This window comes from Amycolatopsis sp. NPDC000009, from assembly GCF_055563465.1.
In genome coordinates, this window is sequence record NZ_JBVHDI010000008.1 from 239,747 (window position 1) to 253,730 (window position 13,984).

At 68.8% G+C, this 13,984-nt stretch carries 8 protein-coding genes; 3 read left to right on the forward strand and 5 right to left on the reverse strand.

Translation table 11 applies throughout. The features are described from left to right. Positions 1 to 122: 122 nt before the first annotated feature. The 3 genes from ACZ3HL_RS23050 to ACZ3HL_RS23060 form a co-directional block, all read right to left on the reverse strand. Positions 123 to 692 carry an SMI1/KNR4 family protein gene (locus ACZ3HL_RS23050; protein ID WP_465533523.1) on the reverse strand — a complete coding sequence of 190 codons (570 nt, stop codon included), beginning with the start codon at positions 690 to 692 and terminating at the stop codon, positions 123 to 125. Positions 693 to 716: 24 nt separating this feature from the next. Further along, positions 717 to 5,081 (reverse strand): DNA/RNA non-specific endonuclease, encoded by a 4,365-nt coding sequence (locus ACZ3HL_RS23055; RefSeq protein ID WP_465533525.1) that lies wholly within the window; start codon positions 5,079 to 5,081, stop codon positions 717 to 719. A 227-nt stretch (positions 5,082 to 5,308) separates the two neighbouring features. Continuing rightward, positions 5,309 to 6,376 carry a hypothetical protein gene (locus ACZ3HL_RS23060; protein ID WP_465533527.1) on the reverse strand — a complete coding sequence of 356 codons (1,068 nt, stop codon included), beginning with the start codon at positions 6,374 to 6,376 and terminating at the stop codon, positions 5,309 to 5,311. A gap of 259 nt (positions 6,377 to 6,635) precedes the next feature. Here ACZ3HL_RS23060 and ACZ3HL_RS23065 point away from each other — a divergent pair, with 259 nt between their 5' ends. Further along, positions 6,636 to 9,632, forward strand: coding sequence for an RICIN domain-containing protein (locus tag ACZ3HL_RS23065; RefSeq protein WP_465533529.1), 2,997 nt, complete (start codon positions 6,636 to 6,638; stop codon positions 9,630 to 9,632). A gap of 360 nt (positions 9,633 to 9,992) precedes the next feature. Then, entirely contained in the window at positions 9,993 to 10,820 is an 828-nt protein-coding gene (locus ACZ3HL_RS23070) for an SDR family NAD(P)-dependent oxidoreductase (RefSeq protein ID WP_465533531.1), read from the forward strand. A gap of 209 nt (positions 10,821 to 11,029) precedes the next feature. Here the strand turns inward: ACZ3HL_RS23070 and ACZ3HL_RS23075 are convergent, their stop codons facing one another. Then, positions 11,030 to 12,406, reverse strand: a complete 1,377-nt coding sequence (locus ACZ3HL_RS23075) for an MFS transporter (RefSeq protein WP_465533533.1) — start codon at positions 12,404 to 12,406, stop codon at positions 11,030 to 11,032. A 176-nt stretch (positions 12,407 to 12,582) separates the two neighbouring features. On the opposite strand from ACZ3HL_RS23075, the gene ACZ3HL_RS23080 reads away from it, so the two are divergent. Then, the gene (locus ACZ3HL_RS23080; RefSeq protein ID WP_465412585.1) at positions 12,583 to 13,182 is read left to right on the forward strand and encodes a TetR/AcrR family transcriptional regulator; all 600 of its coding nucleotides are present in this window, start codon (positions 12,583 to 12,585) and stop codon (positions 13,180 to 13,182) included. 256 nt (positions 13,183 to 13,438) lie between these two features. On the opposite strand, the gene ACZ3HL_RS23085 is transcribed toward ACZ3HL_RS23080, so the two are convergent. Continuing rightward, positions 13,439 to 13,879 (reverse strand): hypothetical protein, encoded by a 441-nt coding sequence (locus tag ACZ3HL_RS23085; protein WP_465533535.1) that lies wholly within the window; start codon positions 13,877 to 13,879, stop codon positions 13,439 to 13,441. Between the last annotated feature and the right edge of the window lie 105 nt (positions 13,880 to 13,984).

Sequence of the window (13,984 nt, forward strand, 5' to 3'; positions counted from 1 at the left end):
CCCGCCCGGCCGGTGGCGGGGGGGGCCGGGGGGATCCACGTTGTCCACGGTTTTGGCGGGGGGGCCCCCCCCCCCCCCTGGCGGGGGGGGGGGGGGGGGCCCCCCCCCCCCCCCCGGCCCGCTCAGGCGGGATAGGAGACGTACCGGTCCGCCCAGTAGCCGTCGAAGTCGACCGGTTTACCCGCCATGTCCCAGCCGAGGATGTTGTCCTCACCGGTACTCACCAGCAGCTCCAAGAGGACCTTCGTCATCGGCCCGGAATGCTCCTCGTGCCAGGAGTCCCGGTCGTTGTAGGCGACCGCCCACTCGTCCGGATCCGCCGGGCCGGGAACCCACCAGAACGATCCCCCCGCGCCGTTGGTCCCCCATGGGTAGATCCCGCCCGGCTCCGGGAAGAGCCGGTACGGGACACCCCGCAGGTATTCGAGATCCTCGTCGCCGAAGATCTCGAGCAGTTCGGCGTTCTCGTTCTTGACGTTCGCGCACGCATCGACACTTTCGGCGGGATTCGAGAAGGAGACGACGCCGCGGAATCCTCCGGAGGGAAAGCGGGTCAGCAGTTCCTTGTAGTCGCCGGGGAGCGGTGTCCCCAGTTCGCGTTCGACGGTGGTCCAGTCCGTCCCGGGCACGAAGTCCCCGGGCCGCCATCCGACGAGCTCGCAGATTTCGTCGACGTACGACCGTTTCGGCACGTCCGTCCTCCGTTCTCTTGATCGTCAGGCCGTCCGGAAGGCGGGACAGGTTTCCTTGACGAGGTTACCGGTGGGAATGTTCTCGATCTTCGCGAAGCACTTCGCGCCGTTCGAAGCGATCGCCTCGATGAAGATCCACCTCGGCATCGCGGCGGTCTTGGTCGCGTACTGCACGTGGACCTCGTAGATGACCGAGACGTCTTGACTGGGATACCGGTCCAGCATGTCCCCCACCGCGTTCTCCACCTTCTTGACGTCGGAGAGGTTGACCTTCGACCACTGGGTCACGATGTTGTCCACCAGCATGGAACCGTGGAGCCTGGCGGGCACCAGGTGTCCCTTGTGGACAGCCGTGCCGTTCAGCTTCGGCGGCGAGGTGTCGGGGTGTCCGACGGGCGCCGCCGGTTCTCCCGATCGTTTCGCCGTCTGGTTGACGCAGACGATGCCTCCCGTGGCGCGTTTGGCGTCGTTGCCGAGCCAGGTGAAGTCCTCCATGGGGTAGTTGAAGGAGATGTTCGCCGGGATCACGCTCTTGAAACAGCCCTCCACCTCCCGCTGCCGGGCGATGGTGCTGAGCCGCTGTCCTGGTTGAGGACTGACCGCGGGCTGCTTCTTGTGTTCGTCCTCCACCTTCTTGCGCAGTGCTTCCCTGTCCACGACCTGGCAGGCGGGCGGTGCCGCCGCTGCCGCCGCGGCGGGGTTCTTGCATCCCTTGAGCTGCCTGATCAGGTCACGCAGGTTGTCGGTGATGCGGCGGCCGAGCATCTTCACGTCCTTGAAGGTGCGGATGCCCTTCACGATGCGCACGGTCGCCCCGACCGCGTCCGGGATCTTCCGCAGCACCGACGCGATCTTGAGGATCGGCAGCGCGTTGATCACGGTCATCACGCAGGAGATGAAGTCGCCTTCCATGAAGCACCGCTTCGCGTCGGTGTAGCCGATCAGGTCGAGGATGACCTGGCCGCCTTCGTCGACGATGAGGTCCATGAGGCCCCTGTTCGCGTCGGCACGGGCACGGTTGTACTCGTCGACACCCGCTTGCCCCTTCTCCGTGCGCAGCAGTTGCTCTTCCTCCGGCGTCAGCGCGGGAACCTCGCTGTCGTCGGTGATGGCCTGTTCGGCCTCGGCGCGTTCGCGTGCTTCTTCCTCCTGGCGGAGCAATTCCTGCATCTCGGCCAGCTGGTCCTGGATCGCCTTGGCGTCCGCCGCCGCGTTCGCCGCCCGGTCCTCCACGTTCTTCGCGTACTTCTCCGCGTTCGTGGCCGCGGAATCGGCGTCCCGGGCGTGATCCGCTGCCCGGTTCGCGGACTCGCGAGCGGCGTCCGCGTCACGCTGGGCCTGCTCCGCCGCTTGCTGAGCGGCGACCGCGTCCTGCTGTGCCCGGGTGGCGGCGGCGGTGGCTTCGTTCGCCGCGCGGGTCGCGTCGTCGGCGGCCTTCCTCGCCGCGACGGCGTCGGCCGCCGCCTGGTCGGCCGCCCGTCCCGCCAACGCGGCGTCGGCCGCCGCCTGATCGGCAGCCGCACGTGAGGCCTTGGCGTCGGCCTGTGCCTCGGCGTCGACGGCACCCGCCTCGGCCGATGCCTTCCTTGCCGCGGCCGCGGCCACCGCCGCGGCGGCCGCGGACTGCTGGGCCGCCGCCGCCGAATTCGCCGCGTTGGCCGCCGAAGTGGCGGCCGCCGCCGCGGCCTCGAACGCCGGCTTCACCTCGACCCCGGCGTTCCTGGCCGCCTCGGCGGCCCGGCTCGCCTGCGCGGCGGCATCGGCCGCGGCGGACTGTGCGGCCCGGACCTGGGTGTCGCCGACGTCCTTCGCCCGGTTCGCCACCATGAGCACGAAGTCCGCGTCCAGGTCGTCGCCGGTGAACGGGCTGACCAGGTTGATCGCCTGGTCGGCCGGGGCGGCGATCCCGGCCCCCGACAGTCCCGCCGCGACCGCCGCGCGGGTCGCGATCCCCGCCTGGGTGGCCGCGGTGGCGGCCTCCGCCGCGGCGGCGTTGGCCTCCTCCTGGGTTCGATGCGCGGCGGTGAGCGCGTGCTCCGAGTGCACCGCGGCCTCCTGCGCCAGGTTCGCCGCGTTGCGGGCGTTCTCGGCGGCACGCGATTCCGCGGCCGTCGCCTCCTCCGCCGACGCACGGGCCTTCATCGCCTCCGCGTGGACGGCGGAGGCTTCCCGCTCGGCGCGCGCCGCCGCCTCGTTGGCGCGGGCTGCCGCGGCTTCCGCTTCGTTCGCCGCCGTACGGGACTTCTCCGCCGCGACTTCGGCTTCCCTGGCCGCCGCCCGCGCCTGCGACGCCGCCGCCTGCGCTCGATCCGCGTGCGCCCGCGACCGGCCCGCGGCGGCCTGTGACTCCGTCGCCGCCGCACGAGCCGACGCCGCCGCCTGGCCGGCCTGGGTGGCGAGGCCGTCGGCCGCCTGCGCGGCGTCCCTCGCCGTGTTCGCCTCGGCCCGGGCCTGAGTCGCCGCGGCCCGCACCTTTTCCTTTTCCTCTTGGAGGATCTCCGACGACGCTTCCGCCCGCGCGGCCAGCTGTTCGAGCGCCTGGGCCTTCTTCGCGGTCGTCTCGGCCGACTGCCGCACCCGTGCGGCGTCCTCCCGAGCCTGGTGGGCCTTGCCCTCCTCGACACCGGCGTTCTGGTCGATGCCCGCCGCGATCTGTTCTTGACGCCGGGCCTCCTTGGCGGCGTCGGCGGCGATCTGTTCCTGTCCTTGGGCGGCGACGCGCTTCTCGGAGGCGATCCGCTGCTGTGATTCGGCCTCCTGCCGCTTCTGCTGGGCGATACCCGCCTCGCGTTTGGCCTTGTCCCGCTCGCTCGCGGCTTCCCGCTGCTTGGCCTCGGCCTCCTGCCTCTTGAGAGCCGCCTGACCACGCCACTGTTCGGCTTCACGCCGCTTGGCGTCGGCGATATCGCGTTCCCGCTCGGCGTCCGCACGTGCCTGCTTGACCTTCGCGGCGTGTGCCTTGGCGTTCTGCAGCGCGGTTTCCGCGTCGGTCTTCGCCTGCTGTGCCTGTGCCGCCGCTTGAGCGGCCGCCGCGGCCTGTTCACCGGCGGCCGTGGCCAGGCGCTCCGCCGCGTCGGCGTGGGACTGCGCGTTGGCCCGCCAGCGGCGGGCGTTCTCTTCCCTGGCCCTGGCCTTCTCCGCCGCGTCGGTGGCCGCGGCGTCGGCGGCGATCGCGTCGATCGCGTGCGCCGCGGTTTCGGCGGCCTGCTTCGCGGCGTTCGCGGCGGCCGCCATGCCTTGGACGACCTTCGCCCACTGGGTGCCGTGCGGCATCTGGTTCTGCACGAGGATGTCCACCTGAGCGCTCGCCAGCGCGGCCGCCGACTGGGCCTGCTGAGCATCGGTCCGCGCGTCCCGGACGAACCGGGCGGCGTCGTCCTTCGCCCGCTGGTACAGCTCGGGGTGATAGCTGTTCCCCGCCTGATCGGCGGCCAGCGCCCGCGCGGCCTCCCGGGACGCGTTGGCCGCCAGTGTCATGTCGTTGGCGGTCCGCTCCAGCGCTTGGACGCCGCTCACGTGCGCGGAGAGCAGGTTCTGCCGCGCCCGCATGACCCGCGCGATCCGTTGCGCCAGTTCCGAGTTCGCTTCGGCTTCCTTGCGCTGTCGTTCGAGTTCGGCGAGCCGGCTCTCACGGGCCTCCGCGTCGCGTTTGGCGGCGGCCAGGTACCCCGTCTTGAGATATTCCTCGATCGCGGCATCGCCCTGGGCCAGCGCGGCCTTCGCGGCGGCGGAGACCTCGGGTGTCCCCCGGTCCGCGGCGATCTGCACGTGGGCGCGCCGCCGGTCCCGGATCTCCTTCTCGTAGGCGCCGGAACGGCGATCCTGTTCCGTGGCGATGTCCCGCCCGAAGGCCAGGAAGTTCTCGCGGTCGTAGGCGTTGCCCCGCAGCGCGCGGTCGACGGCGGCGTTGAACGCCGGGCCGCCGGTGCCCGCGAGGGACTGGATCACCGCGCGGTTGCGGTCGTCGGCTTCCTGCTTACGGCGTTCCGCCCGTGCCTTGGCTTCCTGGTGCCCACGCTCGAAGAACGTCGTGATGGCCGCGTCGTCGCCGGCTTCGGCCTTCTTCAAGGCTTCCCGCGCCGCCACGCGGACTTCCTCATGCTCGTCCAGCGCCGCGATGTCGGCGAGCAGATCCAGCTGCAACTGCCGCAGCAGCGCCTCCTCTTCAGGATCGATCGTCGCCGTCGCCGGGGCGGGCGTCGCCGCGCCCGGCGGTGTGGCGGGCGCCTGCTGCGCGGCCACCACCACCGGGACGGCGGGCGCGGCGGCGGCGAGTTCCAACCCCGCGCCCGAGATGACCAAGGCCGTGGTCACGGTCAGCACGACCGCGCCGCGGCACCATCCGGAGGCGAGTGGCCCCCGTCTGGCGCGTCGCGTCTTCCTTTTCATGGCACACCACTCCCCAGTAGCGGAAAGATTTCGTTAATCGCGCACGAGAAGAATCCCGGGAGGGTTTCCGGGCACCGGAGAAAACGGGACGGGTGCAGCTGCCCGCCACCCCGCCCCGTCGACCGTCGATTACCCGTCTCGGCGTTGAATCGAGCACACCGGAGCCTTTTTCGAATTTACTCGAAAGAAAAGGCCTTCAGTGCTTGAAAAGAGATGCCCGGCTGAGCTCAGCCCGCGGGCGACATTTGGTCTCGATGCTCTTTCGCATGCTTTTCGACACTCGCCCAGTACTGGGTCTGCCCGTCGGCGAACGTGCCGTCGGCGGCCCAGTTGGCACGATTCTTGTCCGCCCTGGTGGCGATCATCGACCAGACCGGGTCGACACTGGCGTTCGCCCGGTCGATCACCGTCCGCCAGTACCGGGCCTGCTCGGCGCAGGCCAGCGCTTCGTTCTCCCAGACCGCGCGGGCTTCGTCGGCTTTTTCCCTGGTCGTGGCCCATGCCCGGGCGGCGACCGCGCGGGCTTGCTCCGCCGCGGCACCCTCGGCCGCGAGAGCCTCCCGCTCGGCTTCCTCCGCGTCCGCGATCAGCTGCGGGATCAAGGCGTAGAAGCGGACACCCGCCTCCTGCGTGCGGATCCGGTAGACCTCGACATCCGTCGCGGCCGCGGCCATCCACTCGGAGGCGAAGAACGCCCGAAGATGACTGTCCGTGCCCCCGGCCCGCAAGGCGTGCTGGGCGGCCAGGCGCACCTGCTCACCCGGATCGAACTCCGCCAGCAACCGAACGAACGCGCGATCCTGGTCGAGAATCTGCTGTTTGTGCTGCTCATCGGCCTCACGAGCGGCGTCGTCGAGCGCCTTCGCCGCCGCGAAACCCGTCCGGAAGAACTGCTCCTGCTGCGCGGCACTGCCCTTGTACGCCGCCGTGGCCTCGGCGTGCACGTTCGGCGAATACTGCGCGCTGTAGTTGGTCATGACCCGCCGCGCGAACTCCTTGTTCCGCGCGTGGTATCCCTCGGCCCGCTTCCTGGCCTCGAAGAACCCCGTCCGGACGAACGCCCGCAGCGCCGGCTCGCCCTCGTCCGACCGCAGCGCCTGCCACGCCGCCACCCTGACCAGATCCTCCGAGTGGTACAACGCGTTCTGGCGGACGATCGGATAGTAAATCGAATTCTCGATACCGGGAACACTCGAACCAATGGCCGTTTCCGTTACTCCATTCGCCGTAGCGACATTTGCGCCGATCCCGATGATCGACACCACGAGGGCGCCGAACAGTGCACGAAGTCTCATCCCCAGAACCCCAGACCCCAGAATTGCGTGCTCGCGCACGCCTGAGGACGACTATGGCACAAGGACACAACACCCGTAAAGGACGTGATCCACATCACAGTCGCAGTCTTTTTTTCGCCATTAACTGGTCTCCTATTCGAACTCGCGATGGAGACCGAATGACGGTCTCGCGCGTTACATCCAAGGAGAGGATGTCTTGAACGGATACTGGGGTCCCTCCGGCGTGCCATCGGCACGGCGAAGAGGGGTTTTCAAGAGATTGATCATCGCCACCGCGATCGTCGCGACGACGGCGGGCGTCGCGACACCCGTCACAGCCTTCGCCGCCCCGCCGTCGGCGCCGGCGGCCGCCGCGCAGTCCACGGACATCGACAAGGGCAATGCCGCCGCCGTCCTGAAGATCGTGGCCGGACCCGATCTCCTGGTCCTCAGCGACCGGGGCTTCGTCGCCGCGATGTACTACGCGGCCGACGACATCGACAAGCAGCATCCGCTCGAACCCGAGCACCAGAAGCTCAAGGAGACGGCCATCGCCGCGCTCGCCGCCGACGGCGAGGCGGCGTCCACGCAATGGATCAAGGTCGGGATCCACGACGCGCACCGGGAAGACGAGAAGATCGTCACCGACCGCCGTCAGCAGCAGGAGCAGGAACGCGCCGCCAAGGCGCTGGCCGCTTCGACCCTCAGCATCCCGGTGGACAACACCGTCCTGGCGAAATCGATCTTCGACTTCATCGTCCACTTGGAACTCAACGCCGACGGCTACAAGGACATGGCCGTCAAGGAGGCCGCCCGCACGGCGCTGCGGGGTACCGCGGACGATCAGTGGCGCTTCCTGACGGTTGTGCTCTTCGCCGAGCACAAGAAGGACGTGGACCGGGTCATCCAGGACGACGCGACCAAGGACGAAGCGGCCAAGGCCGCTGAACGGGCGAAGGCCGCCAAGGCGAACGCCGTGTCGCACACGCTGGGATCCGTCCCTCCGGCGCGGCTGGAGTACCTGGTCAACCTGAAGGACCGGGATTTCGTCGTCGAAATCTGGAAGTCGGTGCCCCGCGACACCGAGGTCCACGGCGCCGCCGAAGACGCCGTCGGCAGCCTCGACCCCGCCGACTGGGCCTTCTTCATCAACCAGGGCGCCGAGGAAGCGCACCTGCGGGACATCGTCAACGAGCTCAACAAGCGCGATCAGGAGTACATCCGCCTGATCACCGAACTGCGCACGCGCGCGGCGAACCAGCTGATCCGGCCGGCGCTGGTCGCCGCCGCGGACGCGGCGCTCGCCGCCAAGCGCAGCGATCGCGAGAAGTTCCTTCGCACCGGCCAATACGAGAACCTGGTCCAGACCTTGCGGGTCGACGCGTACAGCGGTGTCGACGTCTACCTGACCGACCGCAACGGCGACGTGGTGCTCGAACAGTGGCAGCCGGGCGACCGCCCGGAGGCGCGGTGGAGGATCGAGCCGGGGCTGAGCAATCCCGAGTGCTTCTCGTTCCAGTCGGTCAGCCGCCCCAACCACTACCTGCGCTGGCGTTCGGGAGCGTCTTCCGCGGCCGGCACGGCGATGATCCCTCCGCAGTCGCAACGTGTGCGGGCCTACGTCGACCCGACCGACGGCTCCAACGCCTTCAAGGGTGACGCGACCTGGTGTGTGCGGGGTGACGCCTCCAGCGTCTCCATCCGCCCTTCGCGCAGTTCCGGCAAGTACCTGTTCGTCACCGGCGCGATCGATGACGACTCCTACGCGATCGCGACGAAGTGGCACGCCGAGGCTCCGCTGGCCCCGCACCCGATCGACCGGCGCTACGCCGCGGAGCAGCCGCTGCGCGACAAGCTCGGCAAGCCCGTCGGCGACTTCGTTCCCGAAGGGACTTCCAACGGAGTCGGCCTCGGCCACCGGTTGTACGAACGGGGCAGGCTCTACCTCACCGCCGGCAACGACGGGACCACTCAGCGCTTCGCGGTGCAGGCGGTCTACAACGGACCGGTCCTCGACAAGCTCCTCGCACTCGGCGGGCCCGCCGGCGTCGGCGGCGCGATGACCGACCAGGTGCCCACCAAGGACGGCAACGGCCAGGTCCTGCGGGTCGTCAAACCCACGATGGGCGGGCCGAACCTCCACATCGTGTGGAGCGCGTCGACGGGTGTCCACATCGTCTTCGGCCTGATCGGGGAGATCTGGGCGAATTCGGGCGGGGAAACGGGCCCCTACGGCTACCCGCTCTCCGACGAGGGCACCGTCAGTGGCACGAACGTCCGCTACAGCCGGTTCGTCGCGGGCACCATCTACTACGTGCCCGGTAGCGCGATCCGGCAGGTCAAGGGTGAGATCCACCGGAAGTTCGCCGCCATGGGCTTCGAGGCGGGCATGGGCTATCCCGCGGCGGACGCCGGCACCTACGGCCCGGACGGCAGCCCCATGCAGCGCTTCACCTCGGGCTCGGTCTACATCACCCGTAACGGAACCGTCGCGATCAACGGTGACATCCACCGGAAGTTCGCCGAGCACGGTTACGAAGCCGGCGCCCTCGGGCATCCGACGAGCGATATCCGGTCCACTTCGGACGGTGTGGGCAAGGTCGTCGACTTCGCCACCGGTTCGGGCTCGATCTACTGGCATCCCAGCACCGGCGCACGCCTGGTCTACGGGAGCATCAGTGTGAAGTACAAATCGATGGGGGCCGAGCGTTCTTACCTCGGCTACCCGAAGTCCGACGAGACCGGCCTCCCCATGGGCAAGCGCAGTGTGTTCCAGAACGGCCGGATCGACTGGAGCAACGAGAACGGCGGAACCGTCGCCTACCGGGTCGCCGCGGTCCCCCACAAGACGGTCGACCTCAGGGGAGCCAAGTCGGGTCGCTGTATCCAGACGGCCGGTCTCATCGGGGAAGGCGCGTTGAACGACCTCGCCGGCATGGAGCTGTGGGACTGCGTCGGCGGCGTCAAGCAACTTTGGGACGTGACCCATCTCGGCAACAACGTCTACGTCCTTAAGAACCGCCACTCGGGCAAGTGCCTCGACCTGCGATACGGCGAACTGCACAACGGCAACTCGATCGTCCAGTACCAGTGCCACAACGGGACGACGCAGCAGTGGGAGTTCACCACCACCGCTGACGGCTCGGTCGCCCTACGCAGCGTGCATTCGGCGAAGATCGTCGAAGCCGCGGGTGGCGCGAACCCCAACGCCACCGCCGTCGTCCAGCAGGTGGACAGCGGTCAGGCACACCAGCGATGGACCGTCCACCCCTACTGATCGAAGACAACGCTTCGTGAGGAGCAAGTGCGATGACGGCCGCGACCCGAATCAAGGTCGCGGCCGTTCCGCACCGAAGGCCGTCACGAATCCCGGTGTCCCGCCCAGCGCGGCCGGGTCGCCGGCGCCGGGCCCGGTGGCCTGGCCGCCGCGCTTTCCGTCCTTTTGCGACCGCCCTGATCGGGTAGCTTCACACGATTGACTGGTCCGCGATGTCGAAGATGGACAAGAATGCGGGACACGGTTGTCTTCCGTTGATCGAGGCAGGCGTCAGGACCGTCGTGGTCACCCTGAGCCGTGGCCTCGCTCGGGCTCCGATCTCAACGACAAGGACCAAACATGTCGACTACACACCCCACTGTGGTCATCACCGGCGGGACCGGCGGCATGGGGCTGGCAACGGCAAGGCTCATGGGTCACCACCACCGAATCGTGCTGGCAGACCTCGATCGGACGCGCCTCGACGATGCGGTGCGCGAGCTGGCTGTGGCCGACGTCGAAGCAATCGGAGTGGTGTGCGACATCACCGACAAGGAGTCCGTCGAGCGAGTGTTCCAGCGCGCGGAGTCTGAAGGAGGTCACGTTCGCGCAGTGGTCCACGCCGCTGGAATCAGTCCGCACATGGGTACGGCGGAGCGCATTGCCCGCATCAACGCGACCGGCACCGTCAACATCGCGCAAGCCTTCCTCGCGCGGGCCGCGGACGGTGACGCGCTCGTCAATGTGGCATCGACCGCCGGACACAGTGTTCCCAAGATCCTGATCCCGCGCAGTGCATTCCGCCTCGCCGAGCAACGACCTGACGACTTCGAGAAGGCGATCGTCAGTCGCGCGAGGTTCGTCGGCCGGAAGCTGAAACCCGGACTGGCCTACGCGATCAGCAAGAACTTCGTCCACTGGTACAGCCGTTACCTCGCGGCCGAGTTCGGCGAACGGGGAGCGCGGGTCGTTTCCGTCTCTCCAGGGAGCTTCGATACCGCGATGGGGCGCCTGGAGGAGAACCACGGCGCGGGCGACCTGGTGAAGGCGGCAGCGATCAAGCGATTCGGCAAGCCCGAGGAGATCGCGACCGTGCTCGCGTTCTGCGCGAGCGAAGCACCCGGCTACCTGACCGGCATCGACGTCCTGGTCGACGGGGGCACCAAGGCCGGGAAAGAGTTCGCGAAGGTACAGAAGAAAGCTCTCTAGGAGGAGAGCCTCGCTCCGTCCACCACGTGGCGTCGTTGAGCGCCTTCTCGATGAACGGCACCAGCCTGCCGACGATCGGCGGCTTCATGACCGAGTAGTGGTCGCCGGGGAGCCAAGCCTTCTACACGGCTTCCGGGCACTGGTTGCGGAGGCCGGGCGCCGCCCGCGATGACACGGACGCCCTGCGTGCGTCGGGGCCCCGCGGCGGGTCAGTCGTTCAGCGCACGACGACGCTCGCCGTCGCGCGTTACGGGCAGCGTGAGGGCGACCGCAGCGACGGCCACCAGGAGCCCCGCGATGACCAGGAACGCCCGTCCGTAGTCCGCGGCCAGCGCGTCCGGGGTGTCGAGATCGCTTCCGGCGACGGTGACCAGCACCGCGAGCCCGAGCGCGCCGCCGAACTGTTTGGTGGTGTTCATCAACCCGGAGGCGGCACCGGCGTCCGCGGCGTCGATACCGGACGTGACCGTGGTGGTGATCGGAGTATTGAGCAGCCCGCTGCCGACCGAGAACACGATCGCCGGTCCCAGGATTCCGAGCAGGTAGCCACTGTCCGCGGTGATCCGGCTCTGCCACCAGAACCCCACGGCGGCGATCAGCGCACCGGCGACGATCACCACCCGGCCCTCGACGTGGCGCATCAGCCAGGGCGTCACGCGTACACCGACGACTATGGCCACCAAGGTATGCGGCAGAAAGCCCAGACCGGTCTGAAGCGGCGAGTAGCGCAAGGACTTCTGCATGTACAGGGTCAGGAAGAACCACATCGGGTTCAGGCAACCCCCGGCCAGCAGTAACGCCATGTTCCCCGCGATGAGCGCCCGCGACCGGAACAGGCGCAGCGGGATCAGCGGCGCACGGGCGAACCTCGCCTCCACCACCACGAACAGGACCACCGCGACGGCACCGGCGGCCAGGGCGACGATCGTCACCGACCCGCCCCAACCATGAGTGCGGGCCTGGGCGATGCCGTAGGTCAGCAGCGTGAGACCGGCGGTGGCCAGCGTCGCCCCCGCGACGTCGAGGTGGCGCCCCTGCCCGCGTCCATCGTCCTCGCCAAGGAAGCGGGCTGCCAGGAAGATCACGGCGGCGCCGATCGGGACGTTGATCAGCAGAATCGACCGCCACGTCAGGTACTCGGTGAGCACGCCGCCCACGAGGTTGCCGGCCGTGCCGCCCGCGATCCCCACGGCGGTCCACGTGGCCAAGGCCCGCGTCCGCGCGGTGCCTTCGGCGAAGGTGGCGGTGAGGACGGTCAGGGTGGCGGGGGCGAGCACGGCGGCACCCAGACCCTGCACCGCACGAGCCACGATCACCAGAGACGCGGAGCTCGCCAGCCCCCCGACGAGGCTGGCACCCGAGAACACGACGAGTCCGATGCCGAAGATCCGCTTGCGGCCGAAGAGGTCCGCGAGCCGGCCGCCGAGCAGAAGGAACCCGGCGAAGGCCAGCGCGTAGGCGTTGACCACCCATTGCAGCCCGGCCTCGTCGGTGCCGAGCGCCCGCTGGATCGAGGGCAGCGCGACGTTGACCACCGAGATGTCGAGCACCACCATGAACTGCGCGGCGCACGCCAGCGCGAGCACGACCCCTCCCGCAGTCCCCGGCTCGTCCTTACTCGTCGCGCCGGCCGGCAGCCGGCTGCCGGATGCCTCCCGCCGCCCCACTGATCCTCACCACCAATTCGACGACCCCGTTATGATACAGACGTACCATATACATGCGTATCATAAAAAGTGTCACCTGGCGGAGGGAGTACTCGGTGCCGAGGACGGTGGACCACGAGGAGCGTCGTGCGCAGATCGCCGAGGCACTGGTGCGGGTCGCGGGGCGGGACGGCCTGCACGCGGTGACGATGCGGGCAGTGGCCGCCGAGTCGGGGGTTTCGCTGCGGCTGGTGCAGTACTACTTCGCGACTAAGGCGCAGCTCATGCTCGGTGCGTTACGGCATCTGGAGCGGCGGAGTCATCAGCGCTGGGCGCAACGGCTGGCCGCGTTACCGGACCCGGTCTCGCCAAGGGCCTTCATCGAGGCCTTCCTCGCCGAGGCCCTGCCCACCGACGAGCAGAGCCGCGTATTTCACCTCGTCGGCACCTCGTACGCGGTGCTGGCCATGACCGACCCCGAGCTCGCCGAAGAACCCTTCGTCGCCGGGGTGGACAACCTGGATCAGCAGCTCGCGGACGCGCTGGCGCGGGCCCAAGCCGACGGCCTGCTGGCGCCGGAGCTCGACGTCGCCGCCGAGGCCGCGCGCCTGCTCGCCCTCAGCCACGGGCTGGGCACCAGTGTGCTGATCGGACAGCGCAGCACGGAAGCCGCTCACTCCGTGCTGCGCTACCACCTGGACCAGCTGTTTGGCTGAGCCCTAGTGGCTGCCGGGGAGTTCCCCGGAAAGCTTGCCGTGCATACGGGCGCTGTGCCGGCTGAGCCCGATGATCTCCACCGTCTTGCCACGCGCCTCGTACTTGGTGGCGATCACTGCATCGCCACAAAACTCGAGCCGATCCCTCACGCCCCCGCCGTCTCATCACCGCTCAGGGAATGGGATACCGGTTCGACCCGTAGCCCGCCGAGCCGATCGGCCCGGGAGTCCCGAGCCGATCGGCGGGTGATGCCGGTTACGGGAAGTACGGGTTGTCGTAGCCGTACTCCTTGCAGGAGTCCACCCCCGGCCGGATGTCCGTGCAGACCCGCAGCGTGGGACCGTAGATGCCGTTGGTGTCAGATCCCGCGATGCCCTTCCAGGTAATGGTCTTGTTGCAGCCCTCGTTGTTGTCGCGCCGCTTGCCCTGCCACTCGCTCGTCCACCCCTTGTTGATGATGAAGTAGAAGTAGACGGGGTTCCCGTCGCACTTCGCGTCCTTCAACGTGATGTCGGCTTTGAAGCTGCCACGGCCGGTCCACGTCAGCGTCCCGCTGAAGCTCGCGCCGCCGTCGGGCGACTTCCCGGAGATGGATTTCGACTGGTCCGCCGACGCGGATCCCGCGCCGACGAACGTCAGCGCGAGCACCATGAACGCCGACACAAGACATGCGACAAGCCTCGAACGAACTCTCATGACAATCCCCTCGTGATCTGCCGGCCGGGAGAACAGGCCGCGCTGGATCAGCAGATTACCGATGCCGGGTACCGATTTCTGTCAGGTGAACACCCGACAGCAAGG

What these genes read in the sequence shown, in the direction of transcription:
- ACZ3HL_RS23085 (WP_465533535.1), bottom strand. Translation starts at nt 13,879, where the DNA reads ATGAGAGTTCGTTCGAGGCTTGTCGCATGTCTTGTGTCGGCGTTCATG.
- ACZ3HL_RS23055 (WP_465533525.1), bottom strand. Translation starts at nt 5,081, where the DNA reads ATGAAAAGGAAGACGCGACGCGCCAGACGGGGGCCACTCGCCTCCGGA.
- ACZ3HL_RS23060 (WP_465533527.1), bottom strand. Translation starts at nt 6,376, where the DNA reads ATGAGACTTCGTGCACTGTTCGGCGCCCTCGTGGTGTCGATCATCGGG.